Genomic DNA, 22,894 nt, shown 5'->3' with positions numbered 1-22,894 from the left:
ACGAGCCCGCTGCGCGAATCACTGCGCGTCCTGTACCAGCCTAACGCCCATGTGTGCGGGTTTATTCCTTCCGGCATGTAACGCGTGTTTCAGTTGATTTCGGCTACCGCGTGTGCGGCATGGCCCGGCAACGCTCCCAGCGGCCGCCGCGCGATCAACGCGATCGATTCGACGCGCTCGTCGAGCCAGCCATCAGCGCTTACGTGAGCTTCGACCAGTTGATCGATACGCGAGAGCAGTTCATCGAGCCGCGCACCGAGCCGTTCACGCGACAGACTCGACATCGACAACGCCCGCGCGCGCAGCGTTTCGGCCGACACCCGCCGCGTCTCGATGACCGAAATCCGTTCGAGCGCTGAAAACGCCGACTTCGCGAGCACCACGTCGTGGCTCTCCCAGCCTTCGGCCTTGCGCTGCGTTCGCGAGACATCATCGCTCGCGTATTCCTCCAGCAGCGCGCGATAAGGCGCGAGCCACGCGATCGGTGCATTGACGACGAGCGACGTTGAGAACAACGCCAGCGCGCCGTGCGGCTCGATCAGCGCATCCAGACGCGCGAGCGTGTCGAGCCGGTCCATCCAGTGAAACGCGCGGCCGATCACCACGAGCCGGAACTGTCCGAGCGCGGGCGACAGATCGTACGAAGCGCCGCGGCGATATTCGATATTCGGCGCAAGACCCGCGCCCAGGCTGGCCGCGGTGCGCAGCATTTCCTCTTCGGGATCGAGCGCGAGACCGGCACCGACCCACGACGAAAACGCCAGCGACAACTGCCCCGGCCCACAACCGAGATCGAGCAGCCGATGCGAGCCGCTCAGCTCACACGACTGCGCGACGCGCCGGATCAGTTGCGGAGAGTAGGCGGAGCGGCCCGTCAGATAGTGGGCGGCGGTGTCCTTGAAGCGGTTGGGGATCGGAGAGACTGGAGCGGTCATGGCGGTTCCGTCGGATGGCGATGAGGGCGAAGAGGGAGTCACGCGTGGAGTTCGAGCGCTCATTATCTGCGCGTCGACAACTTTGACGCAGTTTCGCGGGCAACGTGCTGCGGCTGATGCGATTGCGAAAGGTGCGTCGAAAACTGAATGAAAGACGGCTAGCTCAACCGCAGGCTTCGCAGCACGTCGAGAACATGCCGCGTCGGACGCTCCGTCGTCCCCGCGCGATATGCGAGCCCCAGTTGCCGCCATAACGCGGGACGCAGCGGGCGCGTCTGCACGCGCGCGTCGGGAACCGCGCTGCCGCCCTCCTGCGGCAGCAGCGCGGCGCCGTATCCCGCTGCCACGAGACTCCTGATCGCATCCGCATAGTTGAGCTGGATACGCGGCGTCGGATGCTGGCCCGCGGCGACGAACCATTCGGTCGTCAAGCGCGCGAGCCGGGTGCTCGAATCGTTGAGGATCAGCGGCCTGGCCGCGAGCCATTGCGGCGTGATACGAGCCGGGCACTGCCAGTTCGCCGGCAGGAATGCGACGACCGGGTCGCGCCGCCAGCGCTCGATCGACAGTCCGCTGATCGGCGCCTGAGGCAGCGCCACGATGCCGACGTCGAGCGATTCGTCCGCGAGTTTGCCGAGCGTTTCCTGCGAGGTCAGTACGGCGATTTGCACGTCGATGCCGGGATGCTCCGCGGCCAGCTTCTCCAACGCTTGCGGCAACAGATTCGCGATCGCCGCGGTGGACGCCCCAAGCCGAACGCGTCCGCCCAGGCCCTCCGCCTGCCGCCGCACGTCTTCGAGCGCCTGTTCGGCATTGGTCAGCAACTGACGGGCATAAGCCACCAGCGTTTCGCCGATCGCCGATGGCCGCACCTGCCCGCGCTTGCGCGACAACAGCGGAGCACCGATACGGCTCTCGAGATCGGCAATATGCAGACTCACCGTTGGCGGAGCGAGGTGCAGGACACGCGCGGCCTCGGCGAACGAGCCCAGTTCGGCGATGACAACGAGGGTACGCAGGCGATCGAGGCTGATTTCTCTCATCGGATATCGTCGGTCAGAAAAACTGAATCTTCAGGTCAGTCAACTCAACTTTTCCAATCTTACGCGCGGATGGAAGATGGCGGCGCTGGTTTTTCAATGCGACTATCAAACGCCCGGCCGCGGTCTGGCGGCCGCGCTACCGGGATATCCGCAATCCATTCCCGCAGCAGGGAAATGCCGCCTCCCGCAATACCCCGAACACGAAACCCGGCGATAATGCCGGGCGCCCGCGCGTTTTTCCGTTCGCTACCCGAACACGCCGAAGCGGCGCCGCCAGAATCCCCTTTACATGCAGTCATGACCCACGCCACCGCCGATCAAGCCGCACCGTCCGCCGCCACTCCGAACTCGCCGCGCTTCCTGCTGTTCATGATCTGCCTGTTCGCTTCCGCCGGACAACTCGCCATCGACATCTACGTGCCCGCGCTGCCGGCGATGGCGCGTTACTTCGCCACCTCGCCGCAGGCGATCCAGACGAGCGTCACCGGCTATATGGCCGCCTATGCGTTCGGCCAGCTGATCTTCGGCCCGATCGCCGATGCCTACGGCCGCAAGCCGGTACTCGCGTTCGGCCTAGTCGTCTTTACGATCGGCTGCCTGCTGTCGCTGGCCGCGCCGAATCTCGAAACATTCCTCTTCGCTCGCGCGCTGCAAGGCCTCGGCATCGCGACCACCAACCTGCTTGCGAAGGCAATCATCACCGACACCTTCGCCGGCCACGCGCTGTTGCACGCGTTCACGTACATGTCGATCGCGTGGGGAATCGCGCCGATCGTCGCGCCTGTCATCGGCGCGCATCTGCAGACACTGTTCGGCTGGCGCTCGTGCCTCGTATTCCTGCTGATTTACTCGGTGGTGATGTGGATCATCGTGTGGCGCTATCGCGAGACGTTGCGGCAGCGGGTGCATCTGGAGCCGCGCACGCTGATCGCGAACGCACGCAAGGTGCTGTCGAGCCCGGTGTTCCAGAGCTGCTTTCTCGCGCAGGGCCTGTGCTACAGCATCCTGCTGGTGTTCAACATCATCGGGCCGTTCATGGTGCAGACCACACTGCATAAGCCGCCGACCTTCTTCGGCTACCTCGCGCTCGGCATCGGCATGATGTACTTCCTCGGCGGCCTGTCCAATCGCTGGCATGGGCGGCGTTTGCCGGGCGCCGAGCAACGCCTGCGCATCGGCGCGCGCGTGATGGCGGCCACATCGGTCGTGATGCTCGTGCTCGCGTTGACCGTCGGCCTGCGCGTGTGGACGCTCGCCACGCCGGTGCTCGTGATGGGCTTCTGCGCGGGCGCAATGTATCCGACGCTGATGGCCAAGGGCAATTCGCTGTTCCCGCACATCGCGGGTCTGACGAGCGCGATTCTCGGCTGCGCGCTGCTGCTGGTGTCGTCGGCGATGATGGGCCTTGCCGGCTTCGTGTCGGTGCAGATTCTGACGCCGCTCGCGGTGTTCTTCGTGATTCTCGCGTTCGTCGTGGTCGTGATGGTGACGAAGCTGTTGCGCCATCTTGCGCAGTCGCAGCCGGCTGCAGTGGCGCGTGCTGGCGGCGAGGCTGCGTAAGCGTGTGGGGTGTCATCGGGATGGGCATCGCGTTATAGCGGCCGCATGGCCGCAGCGTCGCGATTTTGTCGATGCGTTTGGCGCGAGCGGCAACGCGCGTGCTGCTTCCTGACAGCAACGTGTGCTAGGTTTCACACGCGCAGCCATATCGGCTCGACTACCGGCGTTGCCGATCCCGTGGATTTGCCGCCGCCCCGTTCAAGGAGAGATTCCGATGACACACACCGCCAAGGGCACCTTCGTCGTTTCGCTTCAACCGATGCCGTTCGAAAACGCGGACGCCGACGCGAAACTCGGCCGCATGACAATCGACAAGCAGATATTCGGCGATCTCGCCGCGACCACGAAAGGGCAAATGCTGAGCGCGATGACGAACGTCAAGGGCTCGGCGGCCTATGTGGCAATCGAGCAGGTCAGCGGCACGCTCGCGGGCAAAGCGGGCACGTTCGTGCTCCATCACGTCGGCGTGATGAATCGCGGGGCTTCGTCGCTTTCCGTCACTGTGGTGCCGGACTCGGGTACGGGAGAGCTGACCGGTATCGAAGGTGAGTTCAGCATTCAAATAGTCGATGGCACGCACTCGTATGAGTTCGCTTATCGTTTGCCTGCGGAGTGAAACGCCGGGCGGTTGTAGGTCTTTTTCCGCAGGCTCCATTCGTTTGCTCAATTCATGACCGCATCATCGACCACTGCACCCGTTGCGCTCGTGACGGGCTCGACTTCCGGCATCGGCTACGCGATTGCCCAGCGCCTCGCCAAAGAGGGATTTTCGATCGTCCTGCACTCGCGCAGTTCGGTAGAACAGGGGCTCGCGCTAGCGAAGCAGTTTGATTCCGCTGCATACGTGCAGGCGGATCTGGCGATCGACGCCGATCGGGTCAGGCTCATCCGTGAGACCATCGCGATATGGGGGCGGCTCGACGTGCTCGTGAACAACGCGGGTATCAGCCGCGTGATCCCGCACGCGGATCTGCAGGCAGCCACGCCCGCGATCTGGCAGGAACTCCACGAGGTCAACGTCATTGCGCCATTCCGTTTGGTAACGGAAGCACAGGCTGCACTGCGTGAAGCCGCCGCGCGCGGCAGACCCGGCTGCGTCGTCAATGTGAGTTCGCACGCAGGCGTGCGGCCCAAGGGCGCATCGATTCCGTACGCAGCAAGCAAGGCGGCGCTGAATCACGTCACGCGTTTACTCGCGCTTTCGCTCGCGCCGGAGATCCGCGTGAATGCCGTTGCGCCGGGCCTCGTGGACACGCCGCTCACGGCGGACTGGACCGACGCGCAGCGAGTCTGGAAGGAACCCTCGCCGATGCGACGGGCCGCGAGTCCGGAAGATATCGCTCAAGCAGTCGCCATGCTGGTCGCGTCGGACTATCTGACGGGCGAGATTCTGCTTTCGGACGGCGGCTTGAATCTGACGTAGTGATTGGCCGCCACGCGAATCACTCTGCAACCCGGTAATAGCGCGCGACAATTCGCATCGCGCGATCTGAATGTGCCTCGCTTTTGTCCGATATTCATCAGGTCACGGCTAAGAGCGTGAACTACACTCGTTCTAGCCATGCGACCTTAAAGCATGGCTGACTCACGAAGTCACCATTGCGCGGATTTCGTGCCCCCTCCGCATGTGTCCGCCAACACCGGGCGAAAAACGGCTGCCCGGTGACAGCGTTTCGTCATTCACAACTTTGGCCCACGCCTGGGCTTTCTCGCCTCGCACCCGGGAACAGCCGGCCGCGCCAGCGGCCCCTCGTTCTCCCATCGCATGTCCTTCGACGCGGCAGTAGCCAGGTATCACCGCGGCCATTTCCAATTCATTCCGTTCGTTTGAATCGGGCGCCCGATCCCGGTGGCCGATCGGCCGCCGCACGCCGCAATGTCTGGCGCCTGGTTTGCTAACCAGGAGATGACGATGAAGATCTCGCATTCAAGCGTTTTGTCCGCAACCGCAGTTGCGCTTCTGTTGCTGAGTGGTGCCGCGCAGGCTGATGGCAATGGTGGTGGTCGCGGTGGCGGCGGTGGCGGGCTTTGCTCGAACGCAACGCTAAGAGGCCCGTATGGGTTTATCGGTCACGGAGAGATTCTCGGCTTGCTGGACTCGAACAACGTGCTGCATCCGTTCGCCAACCAGTCGATTCTCGATGACGTTGCGCTCGTAACGTTCGACGGCAGGGGCAAATTTACGCGCACCGATTTCGGCAGCATCAACGGCGTGCCGAAAGGCGGCCAAACGACCTTCAATCCGTATCAGAGCGGTAGCTATACGGTGAACTCGGATTGCACCGGCACCATGTCGATCGTCTATACCGCCGGAGGTCCGGTGCCGGCCGGCGTCGAGACCGACCTGAACATCGTCGTCACCGACGACGGGACGCTGGTCAAATCCGTTGTCTATCGCGCGAGTATCCCGTCGGCCGCATCGACTCCGGACGGCTATAGCTGTCCATCGAATTGCGTACAGGGAGTGCAGGAGAGCTTTGAAGGGAAGAAGATTCTGATTTATGGGTTCCGGTAGTGGAGTGCTGGCGCGGCGGATGGCTTCATGCTTGAAGTCTTCGCCGCGCTGATCGTTTCGTTCGCTGATGACGACGGGTGCGAACACAATCATCGACGCAGTGGCGTCATTGCATTGGTCGCGAACAGGAAGCGGCAATACGCGAGCGCGCACGGCACATCTCTTTGAGACCTAGAACTGAGCGGTTACCTGAAAACCCAGCGTCACACTTGGCGCGGGAAAAGCCGATGGCGCGTAAATCGGCGTACCGATGAACACGTCGTAGCTGTATGCGCCGAAGCGGCCGGGCACGCCTCCGCGCAAACCGAGTACCGCACCCGCGAGTTGCGTGCCCGCAAGATTTGCGGTGGACGGTCCCCACAGGCGTCCATAGTCTACGCCTGCGTAGATAGACTGGCCCGTTGCGCCGAGCGCCATCTGCAACTCGTTGCGCCAGTAAAAGCCTTTCTCTGCCGCAAGCATCGTCTGACCGCTGAAGCCGCGTACCGTGTAGCGGCTGCCGATAGTCAGGTCGTCGATGTAGTTCAGCTCGTCGTTGGTGAACTGGCCGTGTACGGTCGCGACATAACGCAACGATTGCCCGGCAACCTTGAATGGCACCGACAGGTTCGCATCGAGCGTCGCCATATGGAAGCGATAGGTCGGGCCACCCGGGGTGTCGGGCTGCGCGCCGAGCCCGCCGATACCTTGACGGTAGGCCAATGTTCCGTCGAACTGCGCCGCGCCGAAGTAATGGCGATTAGTCAGGCCTGCTTCGATGAACGTGTTGTCGCGCTGCTGCTGTTTGATTTCGGTATCTTCGATAAAGCTCGCACCGAAGCGCTTGATAAGCTGGAATTCGATACCGCTAACGTCGTTCTGGCCGCGGTGAAATACGCGCTCGAGTTTCAGACCCGCCGTCTGGGCATTGCCGCTCGCGTTGAACACCGTGTTGACCCCGGCAATCTGCTGGTAGTACGTATTTGTGTAGCCGTACAGCGTGCCGGTCCAGTAACCCCACGGCACCGAATACGAGGCATTCCAGCCGTGTGTGCCGAGGTCGTGATTGCCGAACTGCAAATCCTGGTTGAAGCCGGCGGAGAGAATGTCGTTCAGGCCGAGCGGGTTGTAGAGGCCTAGCTTCACGTTGCCGATGTAGCGGCCGGTTTCGTTCGTGCCTGAGTTGTCGGCAGAGACGGCGAGTGACCATGGCTGCGAGCGCTTGACGGAAATCACCACGTCGCTTTCGCCGGGAGCATCGCCGGGAATGATCTGCATCGTCGCGTCCTGGTTGGGGACGCGCTTCATTTGCTCCAGTCCCTGTTCGAGATCTCGTAGCTGGAGCGTGTTGCCATCACGTGTGGGAAAGGCGGTTCTCCATGTGCCGCGTGTGGACTCGTCGGCAAACTTGAGATCGCGGATAACGCCCGGTATGAGGGCAAATTTCAGCGTGCCCTTCGATAGGTCCTGTGCAGGCAATAGAACGCGCGTCGTGATGTAGCCGCGGCTCAGGATGACGGCTTGCAGACCCTTCGTCAGTATGTCGATGCCCTGTTTGCCGATGCATTGGCCTTCGTAATGGCGCAGCCAGTCATGCAGGAACGAGAACGGGTCCATTGGCAGCGCGGATGCGCCTTTTACATGGGCCGCGTTGGGCAGTGTGTCCGGCACTTCGACATCGAATGAGTCGATAGGAAAGCATGGCGTCTCGGTGGGCAGTACGGGCCATTCGCCGAGCGTGGGAGCTGCTGAACGTACGACAGGTGCCGCGACCGTTGTCGCACGCTGCTGCGCGTCGCGCCGTTGCTCGACTTGCTGTTGTTGTTCGGCGTTGGTGCGGGCTGCTATGTCGGGTGGGGTCTGCGCGTGGGCAGCGAGAGGGATGAGGACCGCGAGGGGTATGGGTGAGAGCTTTTTCTTTTTAATCATCTTTGTTTGCTGCTTTCTTCATTGTGCTTTTTGTAGCTCTTGCGGGTTTTTTTGTCGCTTTTTTAATGGCCTGATACGCAGCAATTTTTTGCTGCGGTTTGCCGTACGATCAATCAGCGAAATTGCAAAAAATTGGAGAGCAAGGGAAATGCGGCCATAAAGGTATTGGTACCGATGAGGCACACCGATCAGCGTATTGCGTGCAACATGCGACGCAACCCGATGCTTCTCGTTTTTGGCCCAGAAGCATGCTGTCGACTTGCGAGCCGCAGTGGAAAAGCGGATTTTCTTTGACGGTTCGGGCACCCGCAAATGGTTTGAGCCTGACACGCGTTTACGCCATCACTCTTTTGCTTCGACGAGGGTTCTGGCGTCAAGGTGTAAGTCTGACAGCAATGCGCTGTGATTTTGTTAAGAACTGTCACGCTTGCAGGTCACCATTGCCCAACGCAGTAAAGGTGCTGCCACCACAAAGACCACCGATGAGTGCACCATCCACCACGTGCAACAGTGATCGGTTGTCGCCTCCTTCATCCCAACAAACCCGGTTCGAAGGCTTGGTTTGCTTTTAATGCACCTTGGTTTTCGTCGTCTGCCAATGTTTACGGGCCTCATTCAGGCTGCTTCGATTGGCACCGCCTGCGAATGCGGGATCACTTGATTGCACTGGATCGTCCTCCCAGCCGCACACAGAGCAGATTTCATAATCGTCTCGTACACCAATTGTCAGGCTCTCACAGCATGGGCACGGTAAGCGACTTCCTTTCTCTTGCATCATTGTTTATTCCAGTAGCCCATTCCAGCCGCTGGTTCGAACATCGCCTTTGACGCACCGTCTTTGGATTTTGATGCGAACGTGTTCGTCGCTTGATCGTAATACAAGGTATCGCCGTTGGGTCGTGTCTTGGTATGCGTCCGATCGGGTGAATTGTTCAGGAAGTCCTGCGCTGCCTGAACGTATTGCACCGAGTTTTGATACTCAGGGAACTCGTCACCTTGTTTCGTCGAATGGCCGTAGGCATTTTCAACTGACGTCCTGTCCTTTGTTGAAGACCAGAACGTACTCTTATCGCCGTCGCCGCTGTTTGCGTCGTCGCCGTTCCCACTGTTCAGCGTCGCGTTACCCGCTCCACACGTCGTCCCATCGCTGCCTTTAACCGCCGTCGGATATAGTCAACCAGCCCCTTGGCCACATCCACAACCGGCGGCATCCTGAAGATGTCGTCGATCACACTCGATTCCGAAGGCGTCGTCATCGACGTACCAGCCTTGATCGTCGGATCAAGTTCCGTGGCCGGATCGGCGGTCACCCCATCACCCTTACCAGCCGTTTCCCCCTTGAATCCCGGCAGCTTGCCAAGCGCCACCAGCCACCCCGGCAATGCCGAGTTCTGCGCGGGCATCTAAATGGAGAACTGGTTGTTCTCCCCAACATCAGCATCCGACGCACGCGCCGTTGACGCCGATCTTAATGCACTGCCCGCTCATCCCGAGCGCCGCGCTACCGTCCAGCAGCTCATGCGCTGGCGGCCCTCGCCCAAACCCGGCAGGGACTGGCGTACACCTACGTTCTTCCCCTGGCTTCGCATCGCCGGCATGTGGCTCGAGCAGGCCGGCTTCCCCGCCAGGCCAGCGCGTGAAGATCGAGGTCCAGTACGGCAGGCTCGTCATCACGCCGGACTGAACGGCGCCACAAACGACAACCCCGGCCGCGGCCGGGGTTGTCGTTTGCGAAGCTTTAACGGCTCTTAATCAGTTCGAGTCCAATCTCCAATCTTTGTCGAACATCGCGCGAATGTCGCTGCTTCTGATAGGCGGCAGCGTCTAGTACCTTTAGCAACGGAGTATTACCTTCCACGTATCCATCTCGTGGCACTTCAATTTCCGCAACCTCTGTCGGGCTCACAAGTACCCAGTAAATATCCTCCGCTTGCTCCGGTATCCAATGCAACACGAACGCATATGCTATTCCTGGAAATAAGTGGCGCAGAGCGATCCCTAGAGCATCTGTTTCATTACCGGCAAGCAAGCTGGCGGAGCTTTGAAGCAAGTCGTGTCGAATAGCTTCCAATGTCCCCTTTTTACCTGTACTCATTTCAATTTCCCAGGAAAGGCTCTCACAAGATTCCCGTATCGGTCAGTCAGTACCGTCATTACGGTAGTCGGTTGATTGTTGTTGAACTTACCTGTTCCGATCACTTGCCCCGTATTCACTTCGCGAACATAGCTCACATCAGTACCACTTTGAACAGTCTTGCTAATCGGCGTTGAGACAGTATTCGGATCTTGCAGTAAATTTCGCAGATCACTTTCACTGATTGTAAATTGGCTTGCGTTCACTGTTGGATCGAGGTGACGGTCGCCAATGTGATCCATGTCGTCGTTAGTAACGTTAATACGCGACTGAACGCGCCCAGGAGTGGAATCAGAACCACCACTCGACTGTTGATTGTCACCGCCGTTCAGCGTTGTATTACCCGCCCCATGCCCCAATGAATCGAGTCAAAGAGAGAAGTAAGCACTCGAATCCTCCGAGACAGCCTCCCGCAGAAAGTGCTGAAGTTTGATCAATTCATCCGCAAAATCTTGCGTCTTGGCGGTAGCAGTTAGCGGTGTCCGATCAGCAGACCAACCGTGCACGAACTCGACTGTCGATGTAGCAGCGCTTCGGAGTTCACTCACCCTTTGGTCTATTTTTTGCTGAATAACATTCAGAACGCCAGAGTCCGCCATGTCCTCCTCATATTGATCGAACATTGTTCCGCAAACTGCATTCACCTCAGACCAGAAGCCAGTCGCAAATAACCATTCAGACAACGCGCCCGATAATCGAAGCGTTTTTGAATTATCCTCGTCACCGGCGATAGACACAGACGATTCCTTCAGCTTCACGATTATCCTCACTTTTTCACCGGATCGACGTTATTTAAATGGGTCAAGCTATTTCTTATATCAGATGACATACCCGTCTGAGTCGTCTTATTTGGCTTTATCAACGGAACGTTGTTCGGAATCTGATTGCCACTCTTGTCAAGATACTGACCATTCGCGCCCTCAACTCTGAAGTAATTCCCAGCGTTATCATAGATCACTGATTCGCCGATCACCGGATTCGTGTACACAGTCTTTCCGGATTGCGTGTATTTAACCTGAGGATTCGGCCCTGCAATTTCGTTAACCGCTTGATCCAACGAAGCATCTGACCAGTTCGAGCTATCTGCAGTAGCCCGATCCGCACCTTTCTGATTATAGATAGGGCTATCTACGGTTTCGTCCTCGTTCCCACTATTGAGTGTCGTATTACCCGCCTCATACCCCGAGTCCGACCCGCCCATCGACGTTATCACATAGTCAATCAACCCCTTGGCCACATCCACAACCGGTGGCGTTTTAAAGATGCCGTCGATCACGTCCGATCCCGATGGCGTCGCCATCGGCGTACCCGCCTTGATCGTCGAATCAAGTTCTGTAGAAGGATCAACAATTACGCTATCGTCCTTGCTGGCGTTTGCGCCCTTGAACCCTGGCAGCTTGAGTAACCCTGCCAACCACGACGGCGGTGGCGCCGAGCTTGGCATCGCCACCTGGTTGTTCTCAACCTCGATCTGTCCAGCACCGGCTGCAGTCGCCGCACCCGATCCGCCACTGGTCGCCGTCGCAATCGCTCCGACCAGACTGCTAAACAGATTTTCACGCGCCTGCCGCTCTTCCGCGGACAGCCCCTCAGCCGAATCCAGCAGCGAACCAATCACCGCGCTCGACGCCGCCCCCATCGCTCCCGCACCGCACGCCTGATTGCTTGCCACCGCTCCCGCGCAGCCTACTATCGCCTGCAACGCGGCTCGCGCCGTTTCGCCCTCCGCCGCCACCAACAAGTCCTCCTTGGCAGCGCACAGCACCCTCATAGAATTTTGTTTCAGCGGAAATTTCTATTGCGGCCACATTAGTTGCGTAAACCAAACCCATCTTGACAGCTTTATTTCCACATATAACACCTACCACCACATCGGAAATTGTGTGAATTGACTCTTTATATGCGCCATCGTGTCTTCATCGATTCGTGAGCTAAAGGCCAACGCCATGATCGCTCCATCCAAGGCCCTTCGTTTGATTTCCCAAGACATTTCCAGCGTCTCAGCCGATTTGCGAAATCGCAAAACGAAACAGTTATTCATGTCGGCAAGATTTGCCTCTCCAGCATCGAGATCATTCAGTCTCGAAATAAAATCATCCCAACTCGAGCATGCAAACCATAGACTTCCGTGGTAGCTAACTTCTTGCCCAAACTGCTGCATCTCAGCGGATGCTTGCATTCGCATAGACGGGACATACTCATCTGTCTCGATCATATCGAGACTCAACTGAAACGGCTTCTCAATTCTGATTTCCATATGCGAATCTCACTTACCTGTAGGCAACGCGTGAATGAGCACTGGAAGCTGCCCTGGTTGCCGTGGAGGAGCAAACTTTAACTCCCAACCATTCGAATTGATTAGCTGATTGTAAGGCACACCATCTTTGGTAACGGCGTTCACGGCACCTTCCAAGCTCGCAAGTTGTTGTTGTGTCGCGAGTCGCACAACTTCCGGTGGATTGTTCTTGGCAATCATCTGGGCGTATTCCGCAATATGTTCAGTCGCATTCCCATGTACCCACACACTTTGACCGCCCTCCAATGTCAGCTCAAACGATTTTGGAAGAACCGAGCCTGGGTAAGCGGGCTGAGTCGCAACAATAGAGTCCCACACCGTACCTGCCTTTGCTCCTGCGCCTTCAATAGCCAACCCCGGCGTGATCGAATTCGTCGCAATCGCTGCTGCAGTTTCCAACGTGATGATGCCTGCGTTCACTGCTGCAGCAGGATTCGACAACGCCAGAGCCAACGCCTCGGGCCCAAGCATTGCAAGCGCAGGCACCGCCACTATGACCGCTGCCGCTCCGGCCACAAGCTCCGCATTCTTCCCGCCTGCCTCATTGATCTGGTTCTGCGCCTGAACCAGTTGCTTCACCTGCTCATCCGTACACGTCCCTGTCGCGCAGAACGTCTTCACCAGATCAGTCGTCAGCGGATTTTTCTTCGGCGCAAGGATGCCGAGCTGATTATTCTCCCCCTCGATCTGTCCAGCACTGGCTGCAGTCGCCGCATTCGTTTCCGAGATCGTTGCGATCCCGGCAACCAGGCTCGTCACAAGGTTCTCGCGTGCCTGACGATCCTCCGCCGACATCCCATCTGTCGGAGCCAGCAGACTACCAATCACCGAGCTCGCGGACGCGCCCATGGCCCCCGCACCGCAGCTCTGGCTGCTAGCCGCCGCCCCAGCGCAACCGACGATCGCATGCAGCGCCGCGCGTGCCGTCTCACTGCCCAGGCCGTCCGCGATCTGCTTGACTTCGGCCGCGCCGAGTTGCTGGATATATGCAACCGTTGCGCTCTGCGCGAACTGGCCGGCGCTTCCGGTCACGTTGGCGCCTGCTCCCGCGCTGCCGCCCGCTTCTATGGCACGGTTGTTCACGACCGTACCCATCTGATTGATGGGCTGGCTAGTGATATCAAAACCCGCCTCAATCTCGTCCTAGTCGCACTCTACCGACGATGTAATTCTTATCGATGATCTATCGCAGATCCAATATCCTCAACGACTAATTAAACTAGATCAGGGATCCACAATTGAATCAACTGTCTTTGAAATTGTATTCGCCAGGTATTTTCCATGAGTCGCTGGGAAAATCGGGCCAATTGAAGTTCGTTTCACTATAGGCTTTCTTGACATCATGCGTCAGACTGGCAAAAAAATTCTCTAGAGTCTGAAGACGAATTCCTGCACGAATTAATCCAGCTTTCGCAGTGAGTTTGTCTCCACGTGACATTGCTGAGTCATAAAGATCGAGCGCTGCTTCAAGGAGCTGCATACTTCGCCTGAACTCTTCGGTTAAATTGCGGCTCCAATCAATATGCCACTCAAAGTCGTCATCCACCTGGTTGTACTTGCGCAGGTCGGCATCTGTTAGTCCATGCGACAGAGCCAATTCACACAACAATAGTTTGATTCGATCTAGTTCCATGATTCTCACTTAAGATTAATCCGACGACCCGAAGCAGCATTTGTCTTGCTGTCATTGAGAGTCCCATCTAGATTCACGACCGCCTTAAAATTTCCTTTTCCATCAAAAACTTCGAGATGGTCCATATGTTGACCATCGAGGTAGATATAATCACCCTTTTTAATATCATCGCTAACGACCGAAGTCACCTTATAAACACTCTGTCCATCAATTCGATAGTTTGTCTTTTGCGTCGCGGCTCCCAAATCCGAGCCAAATCCGGGGCTATTGAAGTACTGCTTCATGTTACCAACCGCGCCCTGATTCGGCGTGTATCCGGCCATAGTAACCGCGTCGGTTACCAAATCTCGGAGCCAGTCCGGCGTCGCATCGGTAATCAGTTGGCTAACGAACCCTGGCCCGGGCAGCGGCGTCACGAGCGGCCCCGCCTTGATCGACGGATCAAGCTCCGTGGCCGGGTCCGCAATCACGCTATCGTCCTTACTGGCGTTTGCGCCCTTGAACCCTGGCAGCTTGAGTAACCCTGCCAACCACGGCGGCGGTGGCGCCGAGCTTGGCATCGCCACCTGATTGTTCTCCCCCTCGATCTGTCCAGCGCCAGTCGCAGTCGCCGCATTCGTTCCCGAGATCGTTGCGATCCCGGCAACCAGGCTCGTCACAAGGTTCTCGCGTGCCTGACGATCCTCCGCTGACATCCCATCTGTCGGAGCCAGCAGACTACCAATCACCGAACTCGCGGACGCGCCCATGGCCCCCGCACCGCAACTCTGGCTGCTGGCCGCCGCCCCCGCGCAACCGACGATCGCATGCAGCGCCGCGCGTGCCGTCTCACTGTCCACGCTGTCCGCGATCTGCTTGACTTCGGCCGCGCCGAGTTGCTGGATATATGCAACCGTTGCGCTCTGCGCGAACTGGCCGGCGCTTCCGGTCACGTTGCCGCCTGCGGCAACCGTCAGCGCAGTCAGCACCTGACGATACGACCCACCAGGCCCCCACTCGGCATTCAACTGATCCGCCTGCTGCTGCGCCGCCGCCCGCTGCTCCGGCGTCAGGTTCGGATCATTGGCCGCCGCTTTCGCCGCGTCCGCTTCCATGGCACGGTTGTTCACGAACGTGCCCACCTGATTGATAAGCTGGCTCGTAATCTCAAAGCCCGCTTCGATCTTGTCCTTATCAAAAATCGGCGCAATCGAACCCTGCGTATCCGACGTATCGCGGCTGATGCTCGCGACGGCTTCCTCCGCCGTCTGCCCTGTCAGTTGCTGCTGTTTCGCGCCGTCGGTAATCGTCACGGCCCCGCCGCTGATCGCACTGCGCGTGGTCGAATCAGCATCGCCCGACGCACCCATAACGATCGGCGGCGCCATCGACAAACCACCGCTACTCTGCGGCAACGCTGTCCCCGGCACCGGGTTCACGTTGTCCGCCTTGCCCTGCTGGTCCTTACCGATACTGCTTCCCTGACCGCTACCGTCCTTGCCTGCACCCGCCGATGCACTGCCGCCGCCGAACGCATACCCACCGCTCACCGCAACCTGCGACGCGTCATACGACGCGTGATTCTCGATATCTCCATACGTCAACGTGCCGGTCGTCAAACGATTCGCACCGCCTTGAACCGCCGCATCGCTGCTCGAAATCACACCGCCTTTCAGCCCCGTGTTTCCGTCGACGCTGATCTGGAAACCACCATCGCCCGCGCGGATACCCGACTGCTCCGTCACGCTTGCGTAGTCGCTATCCATCTTCGTCTGGCCGATGCTGCCCGACACGCTCGACCTACCCGCGCATAGCGGCGGCACACACACGTTGACGCCGATGCCCGCGTTCTGATCCTTCGAGTGGTAGTTGTCCGTGTCCTGAAGACTCTGGATGTTCAGATTGCCACCCACATCGGCCACAACCTGGTTGCCCGACGCTACCGCACCCACCAGATTCGCATCACCACCCGAGCGGATCGTCAGCGTGTCACCGGCCACCGCATGCGTATTCGTCCAGGTCGTCGAATCGCCATCGGCATTGCCACGACTACCCGATGCGCTCGCCGTGAACGAAATGCCACTTGTCGAGCCCGCCGAAACCGATACGCCGACGCCAACACTCGCGCCACTGCTGCTACTGCTCTGGCCGCTGCTGTTCTGTGCGGCCTGAAGGTTCACGTTGCCCTGCGCCGTCAGCAATGCATCACTGCCCGCCGAAATCGTGCTGCCGATCACATCGATGTTGCTGTCGGCACCCGCGCCCGCCGCTGCAATCGTGACGTTATGGCCCGCCGCCACGGTACTGCCAACAACCGTACTCGACTGCGCGTCGCTGCTGCTGTGACTGCTGCTCGCTCCGACGGAGATGTTGATGCCCACGGTGGTCGCCGCTTTCACGGGATCGCCGCCCACCGCATCGTAAGCATTTTTCGCCGCAAGTCCGGTCGTCACACCCGCGAGCGCAAGCAAACGAGGATCGCCATCGACATGCTGCGCGGCCTTCGCCACCTGCGTCGCGGTCTGAACAGCGGAAACCACCGGATTGGTGATGCCCACCGTCAACCCCGCCGAATGCGATTCCTGCTGCCCGGCCTGCGAGGACGTGTCGTAAGCGGAGTCAATCGTGACCGTCTTGCCCGCCATACTCACGTCCTGTCCGGCGCGCAGAACGCTGCCCGTCACGTGAAGGTCGTTGCCCGCGGAGACATTCAGGTTGCCATTGACGGAGCCCACCGTGCTGCCATTGTTCGTCACCTGGCTGGCCTGTTGCTGGTCCGACATCGACTGGCTGCCGATGGTCACGCTCAGGCCGCTCGTCATCAGGCCTGAACGGGTCTGCTGGTAGGAGCTATCCTGCGCGACCGTATCCTGCGATGTCGTGATGTCGACGTTGCCTTTCGCCGCAAGACTCACATCATTCGTGCCGACCACGGTGCTGCCCTTCACCGTCAGGTCCCTGCCAGCCTGCACGTTTACCGCGTCGCCCGACACCAGGCTCCCGACACCGACATTCGCCCGCGTGTTCTGCATCGTGTCGGTCGTGGTACCGCTCACGAAACTGCCGCGCTTCGACTCGACTGCCTGGTAGTTGTCGTGTTCCTCGCGTGCTTCGTTGAGTGTCACGTTGCCGGTTGCCGCGATCGTCGCTGTGCCGCTACCGTTATCTACGCCGTTCGTCATGCCTGCGGTCAGGCTCGAACCGGTCAGCGTCACGTTGCCTTTCGTCGTATCGCTACCGACCGCTCCGAGCGTCGCATTACCGCCCGCGGTGAAGCTGGTGCCGATGGCCTGCTCGTCGTAGGTGTGATCGACTTCCTGACGCGTTTTGCTGTCGGTGGCAACGTTGTCGTATTTCGACGTGTTGGTCACAGTCGCGGCTGCCAAGTTGCCGCCCGCGACCGCTGCGAGGTCGCCGCCGGCCGTCACCTTCGCTCCGGCGAACGTCATGTCGTTGCCGCTCTGGATGCCGAGATCGCCACCCGCGGAAATCGCGCTGCCCTGATTCGTGACGCTGCTTTCTTCCCAGTGATGCTGATCGTTCTGCGCAAGCGACTGGCTCGTGGCGGACTGCACCGCATCCACCGTGATGTCGTGGCCCGCGGTGATCTGCGCACCGCCTCCGGCGCTAATGTTCGCGCCGTGCACCGTCAGATCGTTGCCTGCGGCAATCACCATGTCGCCGGTCGACGCAATCGTCCCTTGCGCGCCGAGTAGCGTCGTGTTCGCCTTGCTGCCGGCCGCCGACGAACCGACGCCATTGGCATCCACCAGTGTCGTGTTGCTGATGTTGTTGCCCGCGAGCACCGCCACGCGATTGCCCGCGATCAGGCCCGATGCGTTGACTACGTCATTCGTCGCCGACACGACCGTGGTGCCGTCCGTGTCGCTGCTCGCGATCGTGCCCGCGCGGTTCACGATATTGGTACCGGTGACGACCATCTGCGTGCCGCCTTTAAGCGTGCCGCTGTTGTTCACGCTGCCCGTTGCGTGCAATTCGACATCATCGGCGGCAATGAGCGCGCCGCCAGGCTGCAAATCATTAGCGTGCGTCTGCGCCAGATAGACTTGCGGGACCAGCACCGATTGCGTCGTGCCATCTGGCAGCGTGACCGTCTGGTTGACCAGCCACACGATATCGCTGGTGAGTGCGTCCATTTGCGCCGCAGTCAGTGCGACGCCCACCTCGAGGCCGAACTGCTGCGCAACGTTCACGCCGGCCGTCATCAGCGCCGTGTATTCGTCCAGGTTGCTGCTATAGCCTTGCAGGTAGATGCGACCTGTGATCTGCGTAATCTGGTTTTGGACCAGTTGCTGCTCATAGAGCCCGTCGCCGAGGCGCTTTTGCACGCTCTGCGGATTCAGGCCCAATGCCCCAAGCATGTAGTCGCTGCTGATGAACTTCGTGTAGCTGGTAAAGCGCGGATCGGTCTCGACGAGGTAGGACGCGCTCGGTGCAGCATGGAGTGAATACAGGCCGCTCGTCGGCAGCGTGATATGCAGCGAGCCCGAACTATCCGCAACCGTCAGCGGTGCGTTCGCTTTCTGGCCCGACAGCGCCTGGTTGGCGCCGAGCGTGCCGCCTGTCGCACCGGTCGCCGAGTTCGCCGCCGCGACGTTGGTGTTGTTGATATCCGCGCCACTGATGACCACCGCCTTGTTCGCGATGATCGTGCCGCCCGTTCCGCCGATCGCCACCGGTGCGAGCACAACGGAAGGTTCCACCACCTGGCCCACGTCCTGCGTGATGTTCTCGTTCCATGCGTACGTCGATACGATGTCCTCACGCTGGTACTGGTACAGCGTCTGGCCAACGTTGTTGACCCGCGTCCCGCCATAGCTACCGCTGCCTGCCGCGTCGAGCGTACCAGTCTGCGCGGCGCTGCCGATCTGGATCGCACCTCCCGCCGCGATCGCGCTGGACAGGTTATTCAGCGTGCCGACATTCGCGAGCGTCATGTTGCCGCCCGCGAGCAGTTGGCCCTGCTGCGCCTGTGAACCGGCTATCTGATCCTGCTGCGTGGTGGTGGTCGTATCACGCGCAATCTCGACGCGCTGATAGCCGTTGTGTCCGTCGCTGCGCGTCGCGTACTCGGTGGACGGCAGGTAGTTGACGTTGGGGTTGTAGTCGTCCCAGTAGTTGACCGTGACCGAACCGTCGCCGTTCGTCGTCAACGTGTTGTACCAGATCGTTTGCTGCGTACCGTTCACATTGACGACAAGAACTTTGTCAGTCGCGTTGGGGCCCGAGGTTTGCGAAACGATCTGCGAGACCAAATAGGTCGCGTCGATCGGTGCGCTATAGCCGTTGTCCCACATCGCCTGCGTGCAGTAACCCTTGTCGGAGTTGCCGGTCGCGCAGGCCACGTACTTGTCGCGCTTGGTCTGGTGCAGTGTGTCGACATCGGTCGTCACAGTCTGAACAGTTGGCGCGGGCCGCGAATTGGTCAGCGTCTGCGTGGCGATTTCGAGGTTGCCCTGTGCCTGGATCGCCGACTGGTCGTTCGTCACCGAGTTCGAGCGGTTGGCGAGCAAGCCATTTGTGTCGCGTGTGCCATCCGCTGCAAGGTTCACGTCGCCGAGGCTGAAGATATTCGCGCCGGCGGTGTTCGAAATATCGCCCGGCGAATACAGGTTCGCTTCCGATGCCGCCGCGATGATCGCTGCTGCACCGGTGTTGACGATCGACTGGCTGCCATTGAGCGTGACCGTGTTGCCGATGATCGTCGCGGTATTGGTCAACGTCGCGCTGTTCGTCGCAACGGTATCGCCCTCGATTCGGCCTTCGTTGCTGATCGCGTTCGCCGCGTTGATCGTCGTGCTGGACGAATTGAGGTCTGCGCCTGCCCGGTTGTCGACGTTCGCGGCGCTGACCGTCAGCGCATTGACGGCGCCCAGCGTGCCCTGATTGATGAGGTTACCCGCGACGGTAAAGCTCAGATTGCGGTTCGCCTGAATCTGGTTAGCCGCATCGTTCGTGTAGTCGCCATTGACTGTCACCGCGCCGTCGAGACCCGCGACGATCGTGCCGTCGCCCGCGAGCTGGTTCGTCGTCAGCGTCAGGTTCTGGTCGCTGCCGATCGCGCCGTTCTGATTCGCGAGGGAACCGGTTGTGATGGCGACACTGCCGCCGCTGCCCTGGTCGTTACCGATCTTGCCCGAGGTGTTGTCTAGTGATGCGCTATCGAGGCTGACCGCGCCGTTGCCGCGGATCGAGCCGTTCACGTTGCTGACCGCCGCGCCGGCGCCGTTGAGCGTCAGATTGCTCGCGCCCGATAATGTACCGCCCGAGTTGTCCACGGACTGCGATTCATCGAGCGTCAGATCGTGGCCCGCCACGACCTGACCGCCTTGCGTATTCGACAGCGCCCCGCCCGCGAGCGTGACATCACCATTCCCGCCGATGACACCCGCGCCCGCTACACCACTCGCATTGCTATTCGTGATTGACCCGGCGCTCACCGTCGTCACGCCAGTGCCGGTATTGGCGATCCGGCCCGAAGTATTGTCGAGCGATGCGCCGGAAATCTTCAACGTGGCCGTGCTGCCGTTGGTGCCGATCTGGCCACCCACGTTCGTCAGGGCGTCCTGTGCGGACACTGAGGCGTTGCCATCGGACTGTATAAGGCCCGCGGCATTATTCAGCGTGCCGGCTGACTGCGCGGTCAGTGCGCCGCCGGCAACGAGCGACCCACCGCCGTTGTCAACGCTGCCGCCAGATACCGACACATCGCCGTTGCCGCCGATCAGGCCGCCCGCTGTGTTCGTCAGCGCACCGGACGCGGTAACGGTTGTTGTACCCGTACCCGCGTTGGAGATGCTGCCTGCGTCGTTCGCTACCGTCTGCGCGCCAATATCCAGCGTATCGTCGGCCTGTACGGTGCCGCCCGCGTTGCTGAAGATCCCTGTATCTACAACCGATACGTTCCGGGCGCTGATTTGGCCGCCTGCATCGTTGTCCAGCGAGCCAACCGCGAATGCCGCCGAGGACTGCGCCGCCAGCGTGCCGCCCCGGTTCGATACCGATCCGGCCTGCACATCGAGCGCGCCGTTAGTGGCCAGCGTGCCACCGTTGTTCGACAGCGAACCCGTTCGCACGGACAGCGCGCCGGTGCCCGAGTTGGTGATCGTGCCGTTGTCGTTGAGGATCGTGGCAGGCGTCAGCGTCAGATCGGCACTGTTCGTCTGCAATGAACCGCGGGTGTTGTCCAGCGTGCCGCTGACCGCAACGCTGATCGCTCCGGTGCCCGTCTGCGTAACGGTGCCGTTGCGATTGATCAGATTCCCGGCCTCGATCGCAAGCTGTGGCGCGTTGAGCGTGCCGCCGCTGTTGTCCAGCGTGCCCGCGGCGCTGGCCGTGACAGATGCGCCCGCGCCCGTGTTGGCATTCGCGAGGCTGAGGTCACCGCCGGTGGCAGTCAGCGCGAGTCCGGTGCCCGCCCAGGTCTGCGAATTCGACAGGTCGAGTGACGCGCCTTTAAACGTTACGCTGCCAGGCCCGATGTTCTGACCGGTCGCGGACAGCAGCCCGCCCGATGCCACCGACAGATTGCCACTGCCCACAAGGCTATCGTCGCTATTGACGCCCGCGCCGAGCAGGCCCGTCGAGGCGACGCTGCCCGCGGTGACGTTCGTATTCTGCTGTGCCGCAATCGCACCGCTGTTCGTCAACGCACCGCCCGTGCCTATAGTGATGTTCTGCTGCGCATAGACAGTACCGCTGTTATTAACACTAGCCGCATCGATACCCACATTGCCGCTCGCGCTCATCTTCCCCGACTGCACAAGCTGCCCCGACGTGGTCAGCGTCAAATCACCCGCCTGCGCCGCGATAGTCCCAGCATTCGCCACACCCACGCCATTCTCGGTCCCAACGAGCGTGATCCGGTTCGCGTACATACCGCCGAGCTGCGCCACATCGATCGACACGCCCGGAGCCGCGCCGCTACCGGCAATAGCCGTTGCACCGAGGCTCGCGTAATCGACATGATTCGCGCCGGTGACCACATTCAGCGTATTGGCGTAAATCGCCGCATTCGCCTGCACCGCGCGCGCGATCAGATCCACCTGATCGATATTCGACGCATTCAGCCCCGCGCCCTGAATCGTGATCAACCCGCCGGTCACATTGAAGCCCGTCAGATTGCCGCTACCGTCGATCAACGGATTGCCGGTCGTCAGAATGCCGCGTGACGTATTGATAAAGCCGCCGCCGTCCACCACGAGTCCCGACGGATTCGCGATCACCACGGCCGCTTTCTGCCCCGCAACCTCGACGTAGCCGCGCAGCAACGACGGGTTATTGCTGTTGACCTGATTGACGATAATCTTCGCGGCATCGCTCGCCGCGAAATTCGGATTACCGTTGATCTGCCCAGCGAGCTGAGTACTCGTGATAACGGGCGAGTTATTCAGGATCGCGCCGTTCTTCCGCACGTCGAATTGCGAATAGGTATTGAGCGAAACACCCGCATTCGACGGTTTGTTGATATTGACCTGCGGAATACCATTGGCGGTATTGAGTACGCTCGGCGCGTGCGCGCCCGATGGCGCAATCTGCGCGCTGGAAAGCACTGGCGCAAATCCACATAGCACCAGCACGGCAAAAGCCATGTGACGCATTGCAAACATCGTGAACGATTGCAACACGGTCGATGAGCGCTTTTCGCGCTGACCTGCGCTAACGTGCGCGATAGCCGTTTCCGCGACGGCGACGAGCATACCCCGGACCCGGCTGAAAACCAGCCGGAACATCTTCTTATTCATTTCGCGTAGCGAGTACTGTTTATTCAATCTCCGGAAAATATCTCGAATGACGGTCGGGATTGGTCAACAAGTGTCAAGCAAGATCGAATAACAACAGCTTCATCAAAATCGGATTTTTCCGATAGA

The 22,894-nt window shown here is 60.0% G+C and carries 18 protein-coding genes; 4 read left to right on the top strand and 14 right to left on the bottom strand.

Annotated elements, in window-relative coordinates; translation table 11 throughout:
* Positions 1 to 89: 89 nt before the first annotated feature.
* Together L0U82_RS19265 and L0U82_RS19260 are read right to left on the bottom strand one after the other, a co-directional pair.
* Complete coding sequence (locus tag L0U82_RS19265) at positions 90 to 935, bottom strand: class I SAM-dependent methyltransferase (protein ID WP_233833554.1); 846 nt, start codon at positions 933 to 935, stop codon at positions 90 to 92.
* A 158-nt stretch (positions 936 to 1,093) separates the two neighbouring features.
* Positions 1,094 to 1,978: a LysR family transcriptional regulator gene (locus L0U82_RS19260; RefSeq protein ID WP_233833552.1), complete on the bottom strand. Its 885-nt coding sequence runs from the start codon at positions 1,976 to 1,978 to the stop codon at positions 1,094 to 1,096.
* A gap of 297 nt (positions 1,979 to 2,275) precedes the next feature.
* On the opposite strand from L0U82_RS19260, the gene L0U82_RS19255 reads away from it, so the two are divergent.
* From L0U82_RS19255 to L0U82_RS19240, 4 genes are all read left to right on the top strand, one after another.
* Entirely contained in the window at positions 2,276 to 3,538 is a 1,263-nt protein-coding gene (locus L0U82_RS19255) for a multidrug effflux MFS transporter (RefSeq protein WP_233833550.1), read from the top strand.
* 214 nt (positions 3,539 to 3,752) lie between these two features.
* Positions 3,753 to 4,154, top strand: a complete 402-nt coding sequence (locus tag L0U82_RS19250) for a DUF3224 domain-containing protein (RefSeq protein WP_233833548.1) — start codon at positions 3,753 to 3,755, stop codon at positions 4,152 to 4,154.
* Positions 4,155 to 4,208: 54 nt separating this feature from the next.
* Positions 4,209 to 4,961, top strand: a complete 753-nt coding sequence (locus L0U82_RS19245) for an SDR family NAD(P)-dependent oxidoreductase (RefSeq protein ID WP_233833546.1) — start codon at positions 4,209 to 4,211, stop codon at positions 4,959 to 4,961.
* Positions 4,962 to 5,450: 489 nt separating this feature from the next.
* A complete protein-coding gene (locus tag L0U82_RS19240) occupies positions 5,451 to 6,053 on the top strand; it encodes a hypothetical protein (protein ID WP_233833544.1) in 603 nt (200 codons plus the stop codon).
* A gap of 171 nt (positions 6,054 to 6,224) precedes the next feature.
* Here the strand turns inward: L0U82_RS19240 and L0U82_RS19235 are convergent, their stop codons facing one another.
* The 12 genes from L0U82_RS19235 to L0U82_RS19180 form a co-directional block, all read right to left on the bottom strand.
* A complete protein-coding gene (locus L0U82_RS19235) occupies positions 6,225 to 7,961 on the bottom strand; it encodes a ShlB/FhaC/HecB family hemolysin secretion/activation protein (protein WP_233833542.1) in 1,737 nt (578 codons plus the stop codon).
* A gap of 18 nt (positions 7,962 to 7,979) precedes the next feature.
* Positions 7,980 to 8,291, bottom strand: a complete 312-nt coding sequence (locus L0U82_RS19230; RefSeq protein ID WP_233833541.1) for a hypothetical protein — start codon at positions 8,289 to 8,291, stop codon at positions 7,980 to 7,982.
* Positions 8,292 to 8,529: 238 nt separating this feature from the next.
* Positions 8,530 to 8,736 (bottom strand): CPCC family cysteine-rich protein, encoded by a 207-nt coding sequence (locus L0U82_RS19225; RefSeq protein ID WP_233837414.1) that lies wholly within the window; start codon positions 8,734 to 8,736, stop codon positions 8,530 to 8,532.
* Between the two features lie 334 nt (positions 8,737 to 9,070).
* Positions 9,071 to 9,364 carry a hypothetical protein gene (locus tag L0U82_RS19220; RefSeq protein ID WP_233833539.1) on the bottom strand — a complete coding sequence of 98 codons (294 nt, stop codon included), beginning with the start codon at positions 9,362 to 9,364 and terminating at the stop codon, positions 9,071 to 9,073.
* 335 nt (positions 9,365 to 9,699) lie between these two features.
* Complete coding sequence (locus tag L0U82_RS19215) at positions 9,700 to 10,056, bottom strand: hypothetical protein (protein WP_233833537.1); 357 nt, start codon at positions 10,054 to 10,056, stop codon at positions 9,700 to 9,702.
* Positions 10,053 to 10,337, bottom strand: coding sequence for an adhesin (locus L0U82_RS19210; protein ID WP_233833535.1), 285 nt, complete (start codon positions 10,335 to 10,337; stop codon positions 10,053 to 10,055). Before L0U82_RS19210 ends, L0U82_RS19215 begins: the two co-directional genes overlap by 4 nt.
* A gap of 126 nt (positions 10,338 to 10,463) precedes the next feature.
* Entirely contained in the window at positions 10,464 to 10,853 is a 390-nt protein-coding gene (locus tag L0U82_RS19205; RefSeq protein WP_233833533.1) for a hypothetical protein, read from the bottom strand.
* Positions 10,854 to 10,861: 8 nt separating this feature from the next.
* Positions 10,862 to 11,833 carry a hypothetical protein gene (locus L0U82_RS19200; RefSeq protein WP_233833531.1) on the bottom strand — a complete coding sequence of 324 codons (972 nt, stop codon included), beginning with the start codon at positions 11,831 to 11,833 and terminating at the stop codon, positions 10,862 to 10,864.
* Between the two features lie 123 nt (positions 11,834 to 11,956).
* Positions 11,957 to 12,352: a hypothetical protein gene (locus tag L0U82_RS19195; RefSeq protein WP_233833529.1), complete on the bottom strand. Its 396-nt coding sequence runs from the start codon at positions 12,350 to 12,352 to the stop codon at positions 11,957 to 11,959.
* A 9-nt stretch (positions 12,353 to 12,361) separates the two neighbouring features.
* Complete coding sequence (locus L0U82_RS19190; RefSeq protein WP_233833527.1) at positions 12,362 to 13,474, bottom strand: hypothetical protein; 1,113 nt, start codon at positions 13,472 to 13,474, stop codon at positions 12,362 to 12,364.
* A 160-nt stretch (positions 13,475 to 13,634) separates the two neighbouring features.
* A complete protein-coding gene (locus L0U82_RS19185; RefSeq protein WP_233833525.1) occupies positions 13,635 to 14,024 on the bottom strand; it encodes a hypothetical protein in 390 nt (129 codons plus the stop codon).
* 5 nt (positions 14,025 to 14,029) lie between these two features.
* The gene (locus L0U82_RS19180) at positions 14,030 to 22,768 is read right to left on the bottom strand and encodes a hemagglutinin repeat-containing protein (RefSeq protein ID WP_233833523.1); all 8,739 of its coding nucleotides are present in this window, start codon (positions 22,766 to 22,768) and stop codon (positions 14,030 to 14,032) included.
* Positions 22,769 to 22,894: the final 126 nt, after the last annotated feature.

The organism is Paraburkholderia sp. ZP32-5 (assembly GCF_021390495.1).
Classification (GTDB): Bacteria; Pseudomonadota; Gammaproteobacteria; order Burkholderiales; family Burkholderiaceae; genus Paraburkholderia.
This window is presented reverse-complemented; position numbering and strand designations above follow the sequence as displayed.

Bases quoted from the DNA above. Each gene is read 5' to 3' on its own strand.
- L0U82_RS19210 (WP_233833535.1), bottom strand. From the start codon at position 10,337: ATGGATCACATTGGCGACCGTCACCTCGATCCAACAGTGAACGCAAGC.
- L0U82_RS19255 (WP_233833550.1), top strand. From the start codon at position 2,276: ATGACCCACGCCACCGCCGATCAAGCCGCACCGTCCGCCGCCACTCCG.
- L0U82_RS19260 (WP_233833552.1), bottom strand. From the start codon at position 1,978: ATGAGAGAAATCAGCCTCGATCGCCTGCGTACCCTCGTTGTCATCGCC.
- L0U82_RS19250 (WP_233833548.1), top strand. From the start codon at position 3,753: ATGACACACACCGCCAAGGGCACCTTCGTCGTTTCGCTTCAACCGATG.
- L0U82_RS19265 (WP_233833554.1), bottom strand. From the start codon at position 935: ATGACCGCTCCAGTCTCTCCGATCCCCAACCGCTTCAAGGACACCGCC.
- L0U82_RS19220 (WP_233833539.1), bottom strand. From the start codon at position 9,364: ATGCCCGCGCAGAACTCGGCATTGCCGGGGTGGCTGGTGGCGCTTGGC.
- L0U82_RS19245 (WP_233833546.1), top strand. From the start codon at position 4,209: ATGACCGCATCATCGACCACTGCACCCGTTGCGCTCGTGACGGGCTCG.
- L0U82_RS19180 (WP_233833523.1), bottom strand. From the start codon at position 22,768: ATGAATAAGAAGATGTTCCGGCTGGTTTTCAGCCGGGTCCGGGGTATG.
- L0U82_RS19240 (WP_233833544.1), top strand. From the start codon at position 5,451: ATGAAGATCTCGCATTCAAGCGTTTTGTCCGCAACCGCAGTTGCGCTT.
- L0U82_RS19225 (WP_233837414.1), bottom strand. From the start codon at position 8,736: ATGCAAGAGAAAGGAAGTCGCTTACCGTGCCCATGCTGTGAGAGCCTG.
- L0U82_RS19235 (WP_233833542.1), bottom strand. From the start codon at position 7,961: ATGATTAAAAAGAAAAAGCTCTCACCCATACCCCTCGCGGTCCTCATC.
- L0U82_RS19215 (WP_233833537.1), bottom strand. From the start codon at position 10,056: ATGAGTACAGGTAAAAAGGGGACATTGGAAGCTATTCGACACGACTTG.
- L0U82_RS19185 (WP_233833525.1), bottom strand. From the start codon at position 14,024: ATGGAACTAGATCGAATCAAACTATTGTTGTGTGAATTGGCTCTGTCG.
- L0U82_RS19195 (WP_233833529.1), bottom strand. From the start codon at position 12,352: ATGGAAATCAGAATTGAGAAGCCGTTTCAGTTGAGTCTCGATATGATC.